The sequence below is a fragment of the Providencia sp. 2.29 genome, from assembly GCF_015832305.1.
GTDB classification, from domain to species: Bacteria; Pseudomonadota; Gammaproteobacteria; order Enterobacterales; family Enterobacteriaceae; genus Providencia; species Providencia stuartii.
The window spans coordinates 1,167,300-1,184,028 of record NZ_CP065420.1 but is presented as its reverse complement, the minus strand read 5'-3'; the positions used below and the strand labels follow the sequence as shown (position 1 = coordinate 1,184,028).

Sequence of the window (16,729 nt, the reverse complement as noted above, 5' to 3'; positions counted from 1 at the left end):
TATTCTCCGGTAAATTACCCTATATTACAGGTTAATCACCGGATTGAATACATAACCCATTTTTCCACGTAGCTTTACTCAGCCGAAATTTATGAGAGCACAGATGATTGAAAATAAATCATTACAATGTTTAGATTTAATTTCTACATAGCTAAATAAATTAAAAATAAATGCGAAGATAAAATTATGGATAATATATATACTTTTAAAGCCTCCATTGTTAATTGCTATACCGAGAATGACGTTGTTGTTATTGGCGTAGGAGATGACCCTACAAGCCCACAAAATTATCTGATCTTATCAAGATTTGATGATGGGGAGGTTGATGATTCAATTGGCATTCAAACTAGTCTTTCAGAAAGAGAGTATTCTAATGCTATTGATAAAATCACATTAGAAAAAAATACCCTAAAAATTGAAATAAAAACTGACAAAATAAAGGATGTTAGGTTTTCAAATATTTTAGTGTATTTAAATGCTGATCACCTTAACTATAGTACATTGAAAGAATACATAGATACTATTTTCCATGATAGTTCTGCAACAGTAATTATTGAGTCTTTTTGAAGCAATAGAATGAGAGGTTTTACTTTGTAGTAAAACCCTCAAGTTTAATTTCCTCAAACAATGGCTGTACCACTACGATGCACTGGGTCGTCGCATTCATAAAGTGGTTGAGTCACGGGCGCATGGCAAGCCAATGCGACAGGAAACCCATTTTGTCTGGCAAGGACTACGGTTACTGCAAGAGCAGGATATCAATACCGGTAAATGCCAAACCTATTGCTGCGAAGAACACGGCAGTTCCCCCCCCTCGCCGTTATTGTGAAGTAATCCAGTGGATACCACTATTACTGGCATCACCGCGACATTAACAGTGCCCCACTTGATGTCACCAACGAACAAGGCAATACGGTGTGGTCAGGGAAATATGAACGCTTTGGCTTTGTTCGCAGTAGCCCATTGAGTTTCTACTCCGACCCAGATCGCAAGATGGAGTCCTTTGAGCAGAACTTACGCTATGCTGGACAGTATTTTGACACTGAAACAGGATTACATTTTAATACCTTCAGATTCTATGACCCACAGATAGGCCGTTTTATCATGTCCGACCCAATTGGGTTATTGGGTGGGATAAATCTGTATCAGTATGCACCTAACCCGCTAATGTGGGTGAATCCTTGAGGATTGACGGAGGCTTTAATTTATAAAAATCCCGGACATCATGAACCCGGGTATTTACCAGGTAGACAAGTGCCATTCAATAGCTCCAAAAGCATAATACCACCTAACGCTGAAGAGCTCTTTAAACTTAGTCAGTTAGACCCTAATGACTCAAAAACGAGTTGGGTCAAAATTGGGGAAGGTAAAAAAGCTGTTTGGCATAGATTCCAAAGTAGTGCTGCTGATGGCTCAGGACCATTCCATTGGAATGGTTCAACGGATGGTGTTGATATTAGAGGCAAACCTAGAGCTATAGATCCAAGAAATGTCCCTAAGTATGCAAAAAATATGGAAGGTATAAAACCGTGCAAATGAAGACAAGACTTATAGGAAAAAAAAATACTCTTGCAGTCGAATATTTTTTTGAAAATAAGGAGAAATTTATTGGCCGAGCAAAGTTTTGGATTAATGACTTATTTTTTGGAAGCTTAGACGATACAATTTTTTTTGATGGCTACTTAATCGGTGGGCTCAATGAAATTTTAAACAAAAAACACTTAAATCAAAGATATTTGCTTGATAATTATTGTTCTACTTATGAACTATTAGAAGCAGATATCTTAGACTTTAATGGTGAAGAGTATGAGTTAGCCGAAAATTTTAATGTGAATTTAGGAACTTGGTCAGATTATTTTAATATATATTCATACAAATTAACCGATGAAATTGGTGCCATTTTATGGAGATTTGTTGATACTAGTGAATCATTGAAGGATTTAATAGATTATCCTAAAAATATCTTCTATGAAGAGTTTAGATATGATGAATTGCGTCATATAGTGAATGATCTAACCCTACTAAAGCTTGACCAGTAAAGAACTTTATCGTAGTTAAGCTAGAAGATATTTCAATCTTCTAGCTTAACTATACTGATACACGTGCTGATTGTCCACTCCCCATTAATTAAGCCCCCCTAAACTAGAGTTTTCTAACTGTTTACGATAGGCCTCCGGAGGGAGGTGATTTAAGCTTTCATGAGTTCGATTTTGGTTATAATCTTGCTGCCAAAACCACGCTAATTCTCTAACTTGGCTTAACGATTCAAATAAATACGCATTTAAAAATTCACGACGGAACGAACCATTAAAACGTTCGATAAAGCCATTTTGTTGTGTCTTTCCTGGTTGAATATGGCATAGCGAAATTTGGTTATCTTCACAATAATTCAATAAGTTAACTGAGATCAGCTCAGGCCCATTATCGACTCGGAGTTGCTTTGGTAACCCCCATTCGATTTTTAAACGTTCAAGCACTCTGATAACACGTTCTGCCGGTAATGACGTATCAACCTCAATCGCTAAACATTCACGTGTTCCTTCATCAAGAATATTGAGTGTTCTGAACCGTTTACCGCAGTATAAACTGTCGTGCATAAAATCCAGTGCCCATTGAATATTTGGGAATTTTTCTATCACTAATGGCTTCTTTTCACGCTTCGGAAGCACTTTTTTAACCCGTCGTTTCAGGTTTAGCCCCAATTGATAATAAACGCGATAAACTCGTTTATGATTAAAGGGATAGCCTTGAAATCGTAGTCGGAAATAGCATTTCCAAAATCCCGATTGTGGCGATTTAGCTAAAATGGTTTGTATAGCATCGATTACCACGCGGTCTTTTTTGCGCCATCTATTCGCTGACGGTAAAATGTGGCTCGTGATAATGACGTCAGCTCACAAGCCTTAGTGACTGATAAGCCTGCCTCTTTTAATGATTGAGTACAGGCTCTCTTTTCAGCCACTACCAACCCTTTTTTGCGAAAAGCGCCTTCATTGCATGATTTTCAAGGCTAACTTCCGCAAAGAGCTTCTTCAGTTTCGTGTTTTCCTCTTCAAGCTCTTTTAATCGTTTAATATCATTAGCTTCCATGCCGCCATACTTTGATTTCCAATTATAATAGGTGGCGTTACTAATCCCATTTTGGCGGCAAATATCGTCCACTTTCATACCAGAATCAGCAAGTTTTAAAATATTAACGATCTGAGTTTCAGTAAAACGGGCTTTTTTCATTATGACCTCTGCAATTTTTAGGACAGAAAATCTAATTATCGCTGTCTTATTTTAAGGGAAGTGGACAGCATGCAATATATAATGAAATGATGAAGTCAAAACTAGATGCTTTGGAGAGAGTTGCAAATAAAGAAAAATGGGATTATCGACGAATACAAAGTGAAGTATTGAACCTACAGCATGAGGCTCGTAAAGGATTCAAAACAGGAAAACTTACATGTGCTTGATTACGAGGATAAGGGCATGAATATCTATACTATTAGTAGTAGCTTCTCATTGGGAAATGGAGTTATTGACTTCTCAGACCCAAAGTCAAGATTATCAAGCTTTTTCATTTGGAATGAAGGGGATGATAAGTTTCTCTCATATTCACTACCAAAAGGTAAAGTACAAAGTACTATGCGGAGTGATAAACTGATGGTTTCAGATTATTTTCCTGCCAATATCGGAGTCCCAGTTTTTTCACAGAGAGCGGTATCTATATTTGAGCGTAGAATTGCATCTGAAATGTCCTTCTATAAATGTACTGTGGAAAATGCTAGTGAAACGATGTCTTTATGTAAGGTAAACAATTACCTTCCAATTATTGACGAGGAAAGAATAACGTTTAGGGAACTTATTGATGGCACTAAACTAATCGATATTCCTGCCTATAAATGTGATAAAGATTTCTTTATAGCGAGAGATAGTGTCTTTTGTGAGCAAATGATTGTCTCTCAACTATTTGTCGATTTATGTAATGAAGAAGGGTTGAATATTGAATTTTCACAATGTTAATGAAGTGTCTGGTTTCTAATGGAAAATATTTTTGGGATGGTCTAATAAAACTGTAGAGATTTATAGCTTATAATTAAGCAAAATCGTATAGGTATAAATATAACCCGAAAAGTAAAAGTGACCTTTAGTGCAAAGCAAAAACTGGAATATGCAAAACTCATGGTTGAAGGGGGATATAGCAATATTCAAGTTGAACAAATATCTGGGGCGGGCAAATCTGCTGTGTCGCGATGGAAGCAACAATACCTTGCTGAGTTAAATTGGGAAGGAGCAGAAAAACAGACTTTGAATGTCACACCTAAAAAACAAACACCAACAACTTCAAAAAAATGCTAAGATAAAATTATGGATAATATATATACTTTTAAAGCCTCCATTGTTAATTGCTATACAGAGAATGACGTTGTTGTTATTGGCGTAGGAGATGACCCTACAAGCCCACAAAATAATCTGATCTTATCAAGATTTGATGATGGGGAGGTTGATGATTCAATTGGCATTCAAACTAGTCTTTCAGAAAGAGAGTATTCTAATGCTATTGATAAAATCATTTTAAGAAAATACACCCTAAAAATTGAAATAAAAACTGACAAAATAAAGGATGTTGGGTTTTCAAATATTTTAGTGTATTTAAATGCTGAACACTTTAACTATAGAACATTGAAAGAATATATAGATACTATTTTCCATGGTAGTTCTGCAAAAGTAATTATTGAGTCTTATTGAAGAAATAGAACAAGAGGTTTTACTTTGTGGTAAAACCCTCAAGTTCAATTTCCACAAACAACGACTGTATCACTACGATGCACCGGGTAGCCGCATTCATAAAGTGGTTGAGTCACGGGCTTACGGCAAAGTAGAACGACATGAAACCCATTTTGTCTGGCAAGGACTACGATTACTGCAAGAGCAGGATATCAATACCGGTAAATACCAAACCTATTGCTACGAAGAGCACGGCAGTTATACCCCACTCGCCGTTATTGTGAAGTAATCCAGTGGATACCACTATTACTGGCATCACTGCGACATTAACTGTGCCTCACTCGACGTCACCAACGAACAAGGCAATACGGTGTGGTCAGGGAAATATGAACGTTTTGGTTTTGTTCGCAGTAGTCCATTAAGTTTCTACTCCGACCCAGATCGCAAGATGGAGTCCTTTGAGCAGAACTTACGCTATGCTGGACAGTATTTTGACACTGAAACAGGATTACATTTTAATACCTTCAGATTCTATGACCCACAGATAGGCCGTTTTATCATGTCCGACCCAATTGGGTTATTGGGTGGGATAAATCTGTATCAGTATGCACCTAATCCATTGGGATGGATTGACCCTTGGGGCGGGGAAATTGTCAGAGTTTATCACTACACAAGTAGTGATGGATATAAAGGGATTATGGGTACTGGTTCTATAAATATGAGTGACCCAGGAGCTTGAGGTAAAGGAGCCATATCTGGAAAACCTAATGCAGTATATGTGACAACAATGTCGCCTGAAGAACTGAATGCATCAAAAGCTAGAGGGCAAATGGGACTAACTAATGCAAAGAGTACACATTATATCTCTTTTGAAATAGATAGTAGCAAGATCCAACGAGTTGACAGGCAGGATGGAGTGAAACGTCTTTTCATACAAGAAAATATAAATCTTCGCGATCCTAATAATAAAATAAAAAGTGGTGTTACACATGGTCGCTGTTAGCTGAATCAATGACATTCATCAAAATTTGTAGCATAGGAGAATTTTATGTCTGAATGGACAGGCGAATTATATGGATTTTATACGAACAAACCAACGAAAAGTGTTTTTTCTTTTTTTAAAAATGAAATCCTTAAAATAGATTATCAGTACGAATATAATTCATACAACGATGAAGAATCGCTATTTTTTTATAAAGATAAAAACATGTTACGTCATCATGAAGATATTGGCTATAACCTTGATCTTGATAATAAAGGATGTTTTTGTATAGAAGCAAAGATAGTTAATTTACATGGAATAGCTACATTGTTTGAGTTTGAATCTGAATCAAATTTTGAACCATATGATATAAATTTACAGTTAGATGATATTTTCTATTATGTTTTGATTTTACCTGACTTCATTGAAAACTCTCAGTTTTGTTCAGACATACACCGTCTTTTTGTTAATACTCTCGCAAAGATACGCTTATAAGAATAAGGCTCAGGATGTATTTTGACATAAAAATTCCCCCTAGTAATTGGTTATCCAACTATTGGGGTAACTTCAAAAGGATATTTTTAAATTACGGTAAAACGAACTGTTTGAAAAGTTGGCGATAGAGTTAATATCAAGTTACGTTACGAAAAGTACGGCAGCGCAGCTATCCTCCCTCGCCGTTATTGTGAAGCAATCCAGTGGATACCACTATTACTGGCATCACTGCGATATTAACAGTGCACCACTCGATGTCACCAACGAACAAGGCAATACGGTGTGGTCAGGGAAATATGAACGTTTTGGTTTTGTTCGCAGTAGCCCATTAAGTTTCTACTCCGACCCAGATCGCAAAATGGAGTCCTTTGAGCAGAACTTACGCTATGCTGGACAGTATTTTGACAATGAAACCGGATTACATTTTAATACGTTCAGATTCTACGACCCACAGATAGGCCGTTTTATCATGCCCGACCCGATTGGGTTATTGGGTGGAATGAATCTGTATGCTTATGCGCCTAATCCGATGTCATGGGTGGATCCTTTCGGATTAATGACCTTATACCGAGGCATGAATATTAGCGAATATGAGAGCTTGATGAAAACTGGCACTTGGACTTCACCACCGAATGCATTAGAAGGTAAATGGTTTGCTACAACATATGACAATGCTGTTATTTGGGGTAACAAAATGGGGCATGGAGGTGATACATTTAAAGTTGTACAAATAAATGTACCAGATGAAATTGCTAAAAAATGGCATTTTGACCCTCATTTAGATAGTATTGGTCCAGCTAGATTTGACACATTAGATGATCTTAATAATTCTAATGTGAAAATAACTTGGAGTAAAAATGTTACAGCGAAAGGAAACCAAAGATGCATTTAGTAAAAATAAAATGGGTACAAAAAAAAGATGGCGGTCGAACAAGACCTCCAGATGTAGGTCGATATTATGCTGTATCAAGATTCCCCGAAGATACTACTTGGCAAAATAATGCTTGGAGTGTAGTTTTTGATATACATTCCACAAAATCAGAAAATAATGAATTTATAAGTGAGGCTAGTGTTGATTTCTTAATGGATAACGCACCGAAAGAACGCATGGAACAACATAGTACTTTTGATATATACGAAGGACCCAAAAAAGTAGCCACCGTTTTTTTAAAATAATATATGATTACGTTACCTGAGTTACAGTGACCATTGCTTAGCTAACCTGAGTTCGGGATAAGAAAAACAGTGAACTAAAAGTGGATTCTGTGAGCAGATCTTTCTACCCAAAAGTGACTGTTCACTAAGAAACCTGCTATGCATAAAAATCGGGGAGCAGGTAAACTGTATCGAGATAAACCTGAAACCCTATTGCTACGAAGAACACGCCAGCTATTATATCCCACTCGACGTCACCAACGAACAAGGCAATACGGTGTGGTCAGGGAAATATGAACGTTTTGGTTTTGTTCGCAGTAGTCCATTAAGTTTCTACTCCGACCCTGAACGTGAAATGGAGTCCTTTGAGCAGAACTTACGCTATGCCGGACAATATTTTGACAATGAAACCGGATTACATTTTAATACCTTTAGATTCTACGACCCACAGATAGGCCGATTTATCATGCCTGACCCAATTGGGTTGTTGGGTAGGATAAATCTGTATCAGTATGCAGTAAACCTAATGGAACTGATTGATCCTTTGGACTAGCTGTAGAACAAATACCTTATGGTGAAGGGTTAAGCCAAAGTGTAATAGGCCAGCGTATTTTAGACGGTAATTTTAATGCCAAAGGAACAAACTATGCGACTATAAACTACACGAAAGACGGAAAAAATTATATAGATGTAGTAAGAAATGATCTGGGTTTTTTACACTCTGAAGAGAAATTAATAGCTAAGTATGCGAATAAGCCAGGGATTACCATTAACGAGGTTTTTTCGGAAAGGCACCCTTGCACTAGTTGCAATCCGCTTGTGAATAAATATTCACCAAAAAATACTTATAACTTTAATTACAGTTCTTCAGGCAGAAAAGATTTACAACATAATCTAAATAATATCAAAAAAACATGTTAGGTGAAATATGCCATATCTTACAGAAACATTAGAATCTAAGTTGATTGATATTAAAAATATCATTCATTATCAAAAAAAAAAATAAAATATTTAGAGGATAAAGTAGATTTACTTCCTTCTTATACAAATTATAACTTTAAATTTTACAAACCAACTTATTTTTTAACACATTCAAATGAAAATTACATTATATTTGGTGAGGACTTAAGTGGTTATTTTTGTTTTAAAGAAATTGATGGTAAAATATTTTATACATACTCCCCAGATAAAAACGTGAAAATATTATTTTGTAATAGTAATATTAAACTATTTGTATCTTTTTATAATGTATTTTTAAATCAAGTAGTAACTAACTATTCAGTTGACAAAGAATTTGATCCTGAACAAATCAATTTATTTTATAATGAAATTGATTTTGATGCTATGAAAGATGCAGAATATTATTGGGTTACAAAAACCTATGAACTAGAAGAAGGTTTTTTCCCCTTAAATGATGAAAGAGTCAGTTTTTATAAATCATTATAATATTGGTAATACCATCATTTTACTTATCATTGTTATAGTAACAGTGCCCCACTCGACCTCACCAACTAATAAGGTAACACAACTGTAATGTGAGGTGAAAAAACGGGGCATGGTGGTGATTTCCGTGTCATTCAATTCAATGTACCTGATAATATAACTGATGCTGCTTATAAAACCCCTCGATTGGATGGAATATGAAAAGCTAGATTTATAGAAAATACAGTCCTCAATGAGGAAAAAATTAAACCTAAATGGAGTAAATACATACATCAACCAACTTGCTAAAATAGAGGGGAAAATGGAAACTTCAAAAAAAAATGTCAAGATTCACTGGACACCAGTGCAACAAGGTGGAAAAAAATCACTCCCCCTGAATTTAAAATATTATGTAATCACTGAACCAATGAGAGGTAAAAGTGGTGATATATCATCTTGGTCAGTAGTGCTAAATATTAAAAGTAATGAACAGGTCGATTCCTATGTCCACTCCCCCTAAAATAAGACAGCTATAATTAGAGTTTCTGCCCTAAAAATTGCAGAGGTCATGATGAAAAAAGCCCGTTTTACTGAAACTCAAATCGTTAATATTTTAAAGCTCGCTGATTCAGGGATGAAAGTGGAAGACATTTGTCGCCAAAATGGGATCAGTAACGCCACTTATTATAATTGGAAATCAAAATATGGTGGCATGGAAGCTAATGATGTTAAACGATTAAAAGAGCTTGAGGATGAAAATGCGAAACTGAAAAAGCTCTTTGCGGAAGTCAGCCTTGAAAATCAGGCGATGAAGGAGCTTTTTGCAAAAAAGGGTTGGTAGTGACTGAAAAGAAGTCCTGTGCACAATCATTAAAAGAGGCAGGTTTATCAGTCATTAAGGCTTGCAAACTAACTTCATTGCCCCGAGCTACTTTTTACCGTCAACCGTTAGATTGGCGTAAAAAAGACCAAGTGGTGATCGATGCCATACAATCTGTGTTAGCGAAATCACCACAATCAGGATTTTGGAAATGCTATTTTCGGCTGCGATTTCAAGGCTATTCTTTTAATCATAAACGAGTTTATCGCGTTTATTGTCGATTAGGATTGAACTTGAAACGACGGGTTAAAAAGGTGCTTCCGAAGCGTGAAAAAAGACCATTAGTGATAGAAAAAGTCCCGAATATTCAATGGGCTTTGGATTTTGTACACGACAGTTTGTACTGTGGTAAACGCTTCAGAACCTTGAATATTATTGATGAGGGGACACGTGAGTGCCTGGCAATTGAAGTTGATACGTCATTGCCTGCTGAACGAGTCATTAGAGTACTAGAACGTTTGAAAATCGATAGAGGATTGCCGAAACAAATTCGAGTGGATAATGGGCCTGAACTTATTTCAGCTAATCTATTGAATTATTGTAAAAATAATCGAATTGATTTATGCCATATTCAACCCGGTAAACCTCAACAAAACGGTTTTATCGAACGATTTAATGGTTCATTTCGCCGTGAATTTTTAAATGCCTATTTATTTGAATCATTAAGCCAAGTACGAGAGATGGTGTGGTTTTGGCAGCAAGATTACAATCTAAATCGAACCCACGAAAGTTTAAATAACCTCCCACCGGAGACATACCGTAAACAGTTAGAAATCTCTAATTTGAAGTGTCTTAATTAATGGGGAGTGGACAAAGCATCGACCTCATTTGTGTAACTGTTTAAACTCTTGCAACTTAACGCTAGTCTCAATCAATGCTATTTGAGGAAAATTACCGACTTTTAGCTGTACAAGTTTACCTATAACTGGGCTACTATATCGGTAGAAAACGGTCTTACTGGCTGTTATGCCACAAAATATACGTAAACCAGAGCTTTCGCAGGATTCAGAACTATTTTTACACTTAAGTTTATCGCTGCGATACTGTGTTAAGAATGGTTTTACTGATGATTTTTGGCTCATAAGTGTTACTCTAATTAACGCTTATTATAAAAGTATTCAATGTGTTTAGACTAAAGTGCAGATTGGTGCATTTACAATGCTCATTGGGTTTTAGCCCCATAAACAGCCTACATTTTAACCTACACTCAATCATGGGATTCTGTGACATTCTCTACAATAAAATGGAGTCTAATGAGACAGCCAACGGACACAGGATTAAATAAATTCAACAGATTAGACAAACAAGCTTATGACTGATAACCAAAATTTTGAATCCCACACACCAATGATGCAGCAGTATTTAAAACTAAAAGCACAACATCCTGACATATTGCTGTTCTATCGTATGGGGGATTTTTACGAGCTTTTCTTTGATGATGCCAAAAAAGCGTCTCAATTATTAGATATTTCGCTCACCAAACGAGGACAAACGGCGGGTCAGCCTATTCCAATGGCGGGTGTACCACACCATGCGGCCGAAAACTATTTAGCAAAATTGGTGCAACTGGGTGAATCTGTCGCGATATGCGAACAAATTGGTGATCCCGCAACGAGTAAAGGTCCTGTTGAGCGTAAAGTCGTACGTATTGTTACACCGGGTACAATCACCGATGAAGCATTACTGAATGAGCGGCAAGACAATCTATTGGCCTCAGTCTGGCAAGAGCCTCAAGGCTATGGCTTTGCAACCTTAGATATCACGTCGGGGCGCTTTATCATCAGTGAATTCGATGACGAAGAGTCTCTACAAGCAGAGCTACAACGTACTCGCCCTGCTGAATTACTCTATCCTGAAGACTTTGCGAGTATGGCGTTAATCGAAAACTGTAAAGGCCTACGTCGTCGGCCTCTATGGGAATTCGAGCTAGAAACAGCAAAACAGCAGCTTGGCCTACAATTTGGCACAAAAGACTTAATTGGGTTTGGGGTCGAAAATGCCTCGAGAGCGCTACGCGCTGCTGGCTGCCTTCTCCAATACGTCAAAGATACTCAACGTACGGCATTACCTCATATCCGTAGCATCATCATGGAAAAACAAACAGATAACGTTATTCTGGATGCTGCAACACGTCGTAATCTTGAGATCACGCAAAACTTATCTGGTGGCACAGATAATACTTTAGCGTCTATTTTGGATTTATGCGTTACCCCGATGGGAAGCCGCATGCTCAAGCGTTGGCTTCATACCCCATTGCGCCATATACAAACACTAACGAATCGCCAACAAGCTATCGCCGCCTTACAAGAGTGTGGTTTCGAGCTATTACAGCCATTACTACGTCAAATTGGTGATTTAGAGCGTGTACTTGCCCGTTTAGCTTTACGCTCTGCTCGCCCTCGCGATTTAGCACGTATGCGCCACGCTTTTGAACAGTACCAAGAGATTCATCAAATCCTCAACCAATCTAACAGCGAATATCTGCAAAACTTGCAAAAACGTATTAACCAGTTTGATGAGCTACAGGATTTACTGCAACGTGCGATTATTGATGCACCGCCTGTATTGGTGCGTGACGGTGGCGTTATCGCTCCGGGTTATAATAGCGAACTCGATGAATGGCGAGCACTTGCCGATGGAGCTACAGACTATCTTGATAGACTAGAAATTCGCGAAAAAGAGAAGCTGGGCATTGATACCCTTAAAGTGGGCTACAATGCGGTACACGGCTATTTTATTCAGGTCAGTCGCGGTCAGAGTCATTTAGTTCCTATTCATTATGTACGTCGTCAAACGCTGAAAAATGCGGAACGTTACATTATTCCTGAACTAAAAGAGTACGAAGACAAAGTCTTAACCTCAAAAAGTAAAGCGTTAGCTATCGAAAAAGCACTCTATGATGAGCTTTTCGATATGCTATTGCCACATTTGGCAGACTTGCAAATCAGTGCGGAGGCTCTTGCAGAGCTCGATGTGCTCAATAACTTAGCTGAGCGTGCTGAAACACTTGGCTATGCTTGCCCACAACTCACAGATAAACCAGGGATCCACATTACTGAAGGACGCCACCCTGTGGTCGAGCAAGTCCTGAGTGAACCATTTATTTCTAATCCGCTTTCACTTTCCCCACAACGTCGCCTACTTATCATTACAGGCCCTAATATGGGGGGTAAAAGTACCTATATGCGCCAAACTGCATTGATAACACTACTTGCCTATATTGGTAGTTTCGTACCTGCAACAAAAGCGGTCATTGGACCTGTTGATCGTATTTTTACCCGTGTTGGCGCATCCGATGACTTAGCCTCCGGGCGTTCAACCTTCATGGTTGAAATGACTGAAACGGCTAATATTTTACACAATGCAACAGAGCAAAGTTTAGTCCTAATGGATGAAATTGGTCGAGGCACTTCAACCTATGATGGTTTGTCACTTGCTTGGGCTTGTGCTGAAAACTTAGTTAACCGAATCAAGTCCATGACTTTATTTGCCACACATTACTTTGAATTAACAACCTTACCTGAAAAATTAGAAGGCGCGGTCAATATTCACCTTGATGCAATGGAGCACGGCGACACCATCGCCTTTATGCACAATGTTCAAGAAGGAGCAGCAAGTAAAAGTTATGGCCTTGCGGTAGCCTCTCTAGCAGGCGTCCCTAAAGATGTTATTAAGCGTGCCAAACAAAAGCTCAAAGAGTTAGAAATTATTTCAAATAATACCAACGCGAGCCATGTTGATAGCGCACAACTCAGCTTCTTAGTGCCAGAAGAGCCATCCCCTGTTCTTAGCGCTCTTGAAAGTATCGACCCTGATAAGTTAACGCCAAGGCAAGCGTTAGATTGGTTATATCGTTTAAAGGAAATGGATAAGTAGTATGCAAGACCACGCTGAACTTCTAGCGCCTATCAGGCAGTTTTTACGCTGTGAAACGCCTGATAGTTGGGTTAAAAAAGCCAGTGAACCAGAAAGCCTCCCTATACTCTTAAAAGATCATCTATTATGTGAGCTAAAGGCGGCGCAAAGTGCGATGTTTTTGATCCGTAAATATGCGGTTGATAAAGAGAGTGCGGCAACATTGCTTGCTTGGTTTAAGCCTTATGAAGACTTTGCCTACGATCGTATTGGTGATATTCATACGCTAAAGAATAAAAACCAAATATCAAAACAGATCTTGGCGAAAAAGCAGTCACCCTATAGCCAAGATTTAATTGATAAAATGGTACTCTTGATTAAAGAAGAGCTGCACCATTTTTATCAAGTGCTGGAAATTATGCATCAGCGAAATATTGCTTATGATGGTATAACGGCAAGTCGATACGCTAAAGGGCTATTCAGTCATATGAGTGGTCATGAACCACAAACATTGGTCGATAAACTGATTATTGGTGCTTATATTGAAGCTCGATCATGTGAACGTTTCGCGAAATTGGCTCCTTTTCTAGACGATGATTTGGCGAGCTTTTATGTCTCATTACTGCGCTCAGAAGCGAGGCACTATCAAGATTACCTACAGTTAGCGCAATCAATCAGTAAAACAGATATTAGCGAGCGTGTTGAGATGTTCGGTCTCGTTGAAGCCGAACTTATCACCTCAGTAGACCACGATTTTAAATTTCATAGTGGCGTTCCTGTGTGACGGTAAGCTAAAGTCTATGATGAGAAACTCGACCATTTATTATCATTAACGAAAAAAGCCCTCAATCAAATATTGAGGGCTTTCGTTATGTATTCACAAAGATATTTACATATTAAATAAGGCTTCTAAGGAAAGCTCCTCTCCTTGTAAAATATCTTTTAACCGCCTTAGCCCTTCCACTTGTATCTGCCGCACCCTTTCTCTTGTTAACCCAATTTCTCGGCCAACTTCTTCTAGTGTCTCAGCTTCATAGCCTAATAGCCCAAAACGCCGAGCAAGGACTTCTCGCTGCTTTGGATTCAATTCAAATAACCACTTCACAATATTCTCTTTTAAGTTGTTATCTTGAATTGTATGCTCTGGGCCTGATTCATTCTCATCAGAGAGAACTTCAAGTAAAGATTTCTCTGAATCGCCAGCAATAGGCGTATCGACCGATGTAATACGTTCATTTAAACGCAACATACGGCTGACATCTTCTACTGGTTTATCAAGCTGTTCAGCGATTTCCTCAGCGCTAGGCTCGTGGTCGAGTTTTTGCGCTAATTCGCGGGCAGTTCTAAGGTAAATATTGAGCTCTTTGACGATATGAATTGGGAGGCGGATGGTTCTAGTTTGATTCATGATGGCACGTTCAATCGTTTGACGGATCCACCATGTCGCATACGTTGAGAAGCGGAACCCCTTTTCAGGATCAAACTTTTCAACAGCGCGAATTAACCCTAGATTACCTTCCTCAATAAGATCTAATAATGCTAATCCCCGATTATTATAACGTCGAGAGATCTTAACAACTAACCGAAGATTACTTTCAATCATGCGCTGACGTGAAGCAACATCTCCACGTAGCGCTCTCCTCGCGTAGAAGACTTCTTCTTCGGCAGTTAGGAGCGGAGAGAATCCAATTTCACTGAGATAAATTTGAGTGGCATCCAGAACACGCTGATTCGTGTTCTGGAGTAAATCCATTTCATCATCTAGTTCAGTAACCAGATCCTCTTCTTTGAACTGACTCTCATCAAAAGCATCATCCATCATGCTATCGTCGAGGTCATTGTATAACTCGTTAGCTTTCAGCGAACTTTGGCTCATCAGTGACTCCTACCCTTGATAATGAGGGCAGAATGTCATTGCACTCTGCCCAGTTTATCGCTGCGGTAAGTAGCGCAGCGGGTTTACTGATTTTCCCTTGTAACGAATTTCAAAATGTAATCTAACCGAACTCGTTCCGGTACTACCCATCGTGGCTATTTTCTGACCCGCGGCAACATCCTGCTGGTCACGCACAAGTAACGTATCGTTATGTGCATAAGCACTCAAGTAGTCATCGTTATGTTTTATTATTATAAGATTTCCATATCCGCGTAGTGCATTTCCTGCATAAACCACTTTACCTGGAGCAGAAGCAAGTACAGGTTGACCTCGTGAACCGGCAATATCAATGCCTTTATTTCCACCTTGAGCATCAGAGAAACCTTCTATTGTTTTCCCTTCCGCTGGCCAACGCCATTTTATCGATGAGCTATTTGTACTGCTTGCTGTCGTCGTAGAGGCGGTAGAAGCTGCCGTCGTTGTTGTTGCCGTAGAAGTTTGCGTTGCAGGCTTCTTATTATTAGGCAACATCTTACCTGAATTTTGACCGCTTCCATTTGCAGGATACGCATTAGTTGTTCGAAGATCAACCGGTTGCTGATTACTATTTGATGAATTTGAGGCCAATTGCCCGTTTGAGTTCACATTTCCGTTACCAATATTGATCACTTGCCCAACATTTAGGCTATAAGGCTCTGCAATATTGTTTTTAGCTGCTAACTCACGGAAATCATTACCAGTTATATAAGCAATATAGAATAGTGTATCACCGCGTTGTACGGTGTAAGTACTGCCACTGTAGCTACCTTTAGGGATGCTACCATAGTCGCGGTTATAGATAATACGCCCTTGCCCATCCATATTGACTGGGGCAGAGGTACGAATAGATGATGAAGAATTCGAAGACAAATTAGGTCGAGAAGAAGGCATCGCTGTACTTGTACCACCAGTAGGTGCCGTTCTTTGAACAGTTTGTTGACTTGATTGACTCGTCTGACCGTCATTTACGCTAGAAATAGGCGCTGCTGTATGGTACGGAGTTGAACATCCAGCCAATAATGCCCCGCTAAATGAAAAGATCACCGCCCATCGAATTCTGCTTATTGGGCTAACAATTTTCATGCTTCTTCTCCCGTGAAGAAAAATCTGACATAGCAAATAAATTTGTGTCAGTAAAACATTAGAGCCTGTTAGCTCTCGTCACTAAAAGTATTTTGCTTATTAAAGCAGAAATATAAAATATTGAACAAGCCAAATATATCAAAAATATAACAATTTGAGATTATGACTTAATGGAAAATACAACATTCTTAACTTTAAGCTGTTAAAGTGCCCTATTTTACCAAATATG

At 38.4% G+C, this 16,729-nt stretch carries 21 protein-coding genes and 3 pseudogenes; 21 read left to right on the top strand and 3 right to left on the bottom strand.

Features of this window, described 5'->3' with window-relative positions; all coding sequences use genetic code 11:
- The first annotated feature begins 186 nt into the window (after nt 1–186).
- The 4 genes from I3B46_RS05300 to I3B46_RS05285 all read left to right on the top strand — a co-directional run bounded on the left by I3B46_RS05300 (nt 187) and on the right by I3B46_RS05285 (nt 2,039).
- Nucleotides 187–567, top strand: a complete 381-nt coding sequence (locus tag I3B46_RS05300) for a hypothetical protein (RefSeq protein ID WP_053110406.1) — start codon at nt 187–189, stop codon at nt 565–567.
- 348 nt (nt 568–915) lie between these two features.
- Nucleotides 916–1,185, top strand: coding sequence for an RHS repeat-associated core domain-containing protein (locus I3B46_RS21700; protein WP_231405901.1), 270 nt, complete (start codon nt 916–918; stop codon nt 1,183–1,185).
- Between the two features lie 69 nt (nt 1,186–1,254).
- The gene (locus tag I3B46_RS22315; protein ID WP_053110411.1) at nt 1,255–1,539 is read left to right on the top strand and encodes a hypothetical protein; all 285 of its coding nucleotides are present in this window, start codon (nt 1,255–1,257) and stop codon (nt 1,537–1,539) included.
- The gene (locus I3B46_RS05285; protein WP_053110412.1) at nt 1,536–2,039 is read left to right on the top strand and encodes a hypothetical protein; all 504 of its coding nucleotides are present in this window, start codon (nt 1,536–1,538) and stop codon (nt 2,037–2,039) included. The genes I3B46_RS22315 and I3B46_RS05285 overlap by 4 nt, the downstream gene beginning before the upstream one ends.
- An 84-nt stretch (nt 2,040–2,123) precedes the next feature.
- Here I3B46_RS05285 and I3B46_RS05280 read toward each other — a convergent pair.
- Nucleotides 2,124–3,231: pseudogene (locus I3B46_RS05280) on the bottom strand (IS3 family transposase).
- A gap of 243 nt (nt 3,232–3,474) precedes the next feature.
- Between I3B46_RS05280 and I3B46_RS05275 the strand changes: the two are divergent.
- The 17 genes and pseudogenes from I3B46_RS05275 to miaE all read left to right on the top strand — a co-directional run bounded on the left by I3B46_RS05275 (nt 3,475) and on the right by miaE (nt 14,286).
- A complete protein-coding gene (locus I3B46_RS05275; RefSeq protein ID WP_104873613.1) occupies nt 3,475–4,008 on the top strand; it encodes a hypothetical protein in 534 nt (177 codons plus the stop codon).
- A gap of 99 nt (nt 4,009–4,107) precedes the next feature.
- Nucleotides 4,108–4,284, top strand: a pseudogene (locus I3B46_RS05270) (IS3-like element ISSde8 family transposase); the annotation flags it as partial.
- A 69-nt stretch (nt 4,285–4,353) separates the two neighbouring features.
- A complete protein-coding gene (locus I3B46_RS05265; protein WP_104872917.1) occupies nt 4,354–4,734 on the top strand; it encodes a hypothetical protein in 381 nt (126 codons plus the stop codon).
- Nucleotides 4,721–5,002 (top strand): hypothetical protein, encoded by a 282-nt coding sequence (locus tag I3B46_RS21695; protein WP_231405900.1) that lies wholly within the window; start codon nt 4,721–4,723, stop codon nt 5,000–5,002. Before I3B46_RS05265 ends, I3B46_RS21695 begins: the two co-directional genes overlap by 14 nt.
- Before the next feature lie 30 nt (nt 5,003–5,032).
- Nucleotides 5,033–5,110: pseudogene (locus I3B46_RS22310) on the top strand (RHS repeat domain-containing protein); the annotation flags it as partial.
- A 51-nt stretch (nt 5,111–5,161) separates the two neighbouring features.
- On the top strand, nt 5,162–5,452 hold the full coding sequence (locus tag I3B46_RS22305) for an RHS repeat-associated core domain-containing protein (RefSeq protein ID WP_237683268.1): 291 nt from the start codon (nt 5,162–5,164) through the stop codon (nt 5,450–5,452).
- Between the two features lie 48 nt (nt 5,453–5,500).
- Nucleotides 5,501–5,716, top strand: coding sequence for a hypothetical protein (locus I3B46_RS22300; RefSeq protein ID WP_163761952.1), 216 nt, complete (start codon nt 5,501–5,503; stop codon nt 5,714–5,716).
- Nucleotides 5,717–5,761: 45 nt separating this feature from the next.
- Nucleotides 5,762–6,190 (top strand): hypothetical protein, encoded by a 429-nt coding sequence (locus I3B46_RS05250; RefSeq protein ID WP_004916875.1) that lies wholly within the window; start codon nt 5,762–5,764, stop codon nt 6,188–6,190.
- 190 nt (nt 6,191–6,380) lie between these two features.
- The gene (locus I3B46_RS05245; protein WP_231405898.1) at nt 6,381–7,082 is read left to right on the top strand and encodes an RHS repeat domain-containing protein; all 702 of its coding nucleotides are present in this window, start codon (nt 6,381–6,383) and stop codon (nt 7,080–7,082) included.
- Nucleotides 7,073–7,366, top strand: a complete 294-nt coding sequence (locus I3B46_RS05240; RefSeq protein ID WP_004917071.1) for a hypothetical protein — start codon at nt 7,073–7,075, stop codon at nt 7,364–7,366. The genes I3B46_RS05245 and I3B46_RS05240 overlap by 10 nt, the downstream gene beginning before the upstream one ends.
- A gap of 97 nt (nt 7,367–7,463) precedes the next feature.
- Nucleotides 7,464–7,898, top strand: coding sequence for an RHS repeat domain-containing protein (locus I3B46_RS22655; protein ID WP_404935966.1), 435 nt, complete (start codon nt 7,464–7,466; stop codon nt 7,896–7,898).
- 11 nt (nt 7,899–7,909) lie between these two features.
- Nucleotides 7,910–8,266 (top strand): nucleic acid/nucleotide deaminase domain-containing protein, encoded by a 357-nt coding sequence (locus I3B46_RS22650; RefSeq protein WP_104872919.1) that lies wholly within the window; start codon nt 7,910–7,912, stop codon nt 8,264–8,266.
- Between the two features lie 273 nt (nt 8,267–8,539).
- The gene (locus I3B46_RS05225; protein WP_104872920.1) at nt 8,540–8,791 is read left to right on the top strand and encodes a hypothetical protein; all 252 of its coding nucleotides are present in this window, start codon (nt 8,540–8,542) and stop codon (nt 8,789–8,791) included.
- A 298-nt stretch (nt 8,792–9,089) separates the two neighbouring features.
- Complete coding sequence (locus tag I3B46_RS05220) at nt 9,090–9,287, top strand: hypothetical protein (protein ID WP_230089057.1); 198 nt, start codon at nt 9,090–9,092, stop codon at nt 9,285–9,287.
- Between the two features lie 51 nt (nt 9,288–9,338).
- A protein-coding gene (locus I3B46_RS05215) for an IS3 family transposase (RefSeq protein ID WP_101495226.1) occupies nt 9,339–10,447 on the top strand; the annotation gives its coding sequence in 2 pieces (ribosomal slippage) (nt 9,339–9,591 and nt 9,591–10,447; 1,110 coding nt in all).
- Between the two features lie 511 nt (nt 10,448–10,958).
- On the top strand, nt 10,959–13,523 hold the full coding sequence (mutS, locus tag I3B46_RS05210; protein ID WP_061064741.1) for a DNA mismatch repair protein MutS: 2,565 nt from the start codon (nt 10,959–10,961) through the stop codon (nt 13,521–13,523).
- Between the two features lies 1 nt (nt 13,524).
- Entirely contained in the window at nt 13,525–14,286 is a 762-nt protein-coding gene (miaE, locus tag I3B46_RS05205; RefSeq protein WP_004922898.1) for a tRNA isopentenyl-2-thiomethyl-A-37 hydroxylase MiaE, read from the top strand.
- Between the two features lie 105 nt (nt 14,287–14,391).
- On the opposite strand, the gene rpoS is transcribed toward miaE, so the two are convergent.
- Both rpoS and nlpD read right to left on the bottom strand, forming a co-directional pair.
- Nucleotides 14,392–15,378 (bottom strand): RNA polymerase sigma factor RpoS, encoded by a 987-nt coding sequence (rpoS, locus tag I3B46_RS05200; protein ID WP_004922901.1) that lies wholly within the window; start codon nt 15,376–15,378, stop codon nt 14,392–14,394.
- 54 nt (nt 15,379–15,432) lie between these two features.
- On the bottom strand, nt 15,433–16,500 hold the full coding sequence (nlpD, locus tag I3B46_RS05195) for a murein hydrolase activator NlpD (protein WP_014656629.1): 1,068 nt from the start codon (nt 16,498–16,500) through the stop codon (nt 15,433–15,435).
- Between the last annotated feature and the right edge of the window lie 229 nt (nt 16,501–16,729).

Excerpts from the sequence above, each read along its gene's own strand:
- mutS (WP_061064741.1), top strand. The coding sequence starts at position 10,959 with ATGACTGATAACCAAAATTTTGAATCCCACACACCAATGATGCAGCAG.
- I3B46_RS05275 (WP_104873613.1), top strand. The coding sequence starts at position 3,475 with ATGAATATCTATACTATTAGTAGTAGCTTCTCATTGGGAAATGGAGTT.
- miaE (WP_004922898.1), top strand. The coding sequence starts at position 13,525 with ATGCAAGACCACGCTGAACTTCTAGCGCCTATCAGGCAGTTTTTACGC.
- I3B46_RS22305 (WP_237683268.1), top strand. The coding sequence starts at position 5,162 with ATGGAGTCCTTTGAGCAGAACTTACGCTATGCTGGACAGTATTTTGAC.
- I3B46_RS05250 (WP_004916875.1), top strand. The coding sequence starts at position 5,762 with ATGTCTGAATGGACAGGCGAATTATATGGATTTTATACGAACAAACCA.
- I3B46_RS05285 (WP_053110412.1), top strand. The coding sequence starts at position 1,536 with ATGAAGACAAGACTTATAGGAAAAAAAAATACTCTTGCAGTCGAATAT.
- I3B46_RS05265 (WP_104872917.1), top strand. The coding sequence starts at position 4,354 with ATGGATAATATATATACTTTTAAAGCCTCCATTGTTAATTGCTATACA.
- I3B46_RS05220 (WP_230089057.1), top strand. The coding sequence starts at position 9,090 with ATGGAAACTTCAAAAAAAAATGTCAAGATTCACTGGACACCAGTGCAA.
- I3B46_RS05240 (WP_004917071.1), top strand. The coding sequence starts at position 7,073 with ATGCATTTAGTAAAAATAAAATGGGTACAAAAAAAAGATGGCGGTCGA.
- I3B46_RS05300 (WP_053110406.1), top strand. The coding sequence starts at position 187 with ATGGATAATATATATACTTTTAAAGCCTCCATTGTTAATTGCTATACC.
- rpoS (WP_004922901.1), bottom strand. The coding sequence starts at position 15,378 with ATGAGCCAAAGTTCGCTGAAAGCTAACGAGTTATACAATGACCTCGAC.
- nlpD (WP_014656629.1), bottom strand. The coding sequence starts at position 16,500 with ATGAAAATTGTTAGCCCAATAAGCAGAATTCGATGGGCGGTGATCTTT.
- I3B46_RS22300 (WP_163761952.1), top strand. The coding sequence starts at position 5,501 with ATGTCGCCTGAAGAACTGAATGCATCAAAAGCTAGAGGGCAAATGGGA.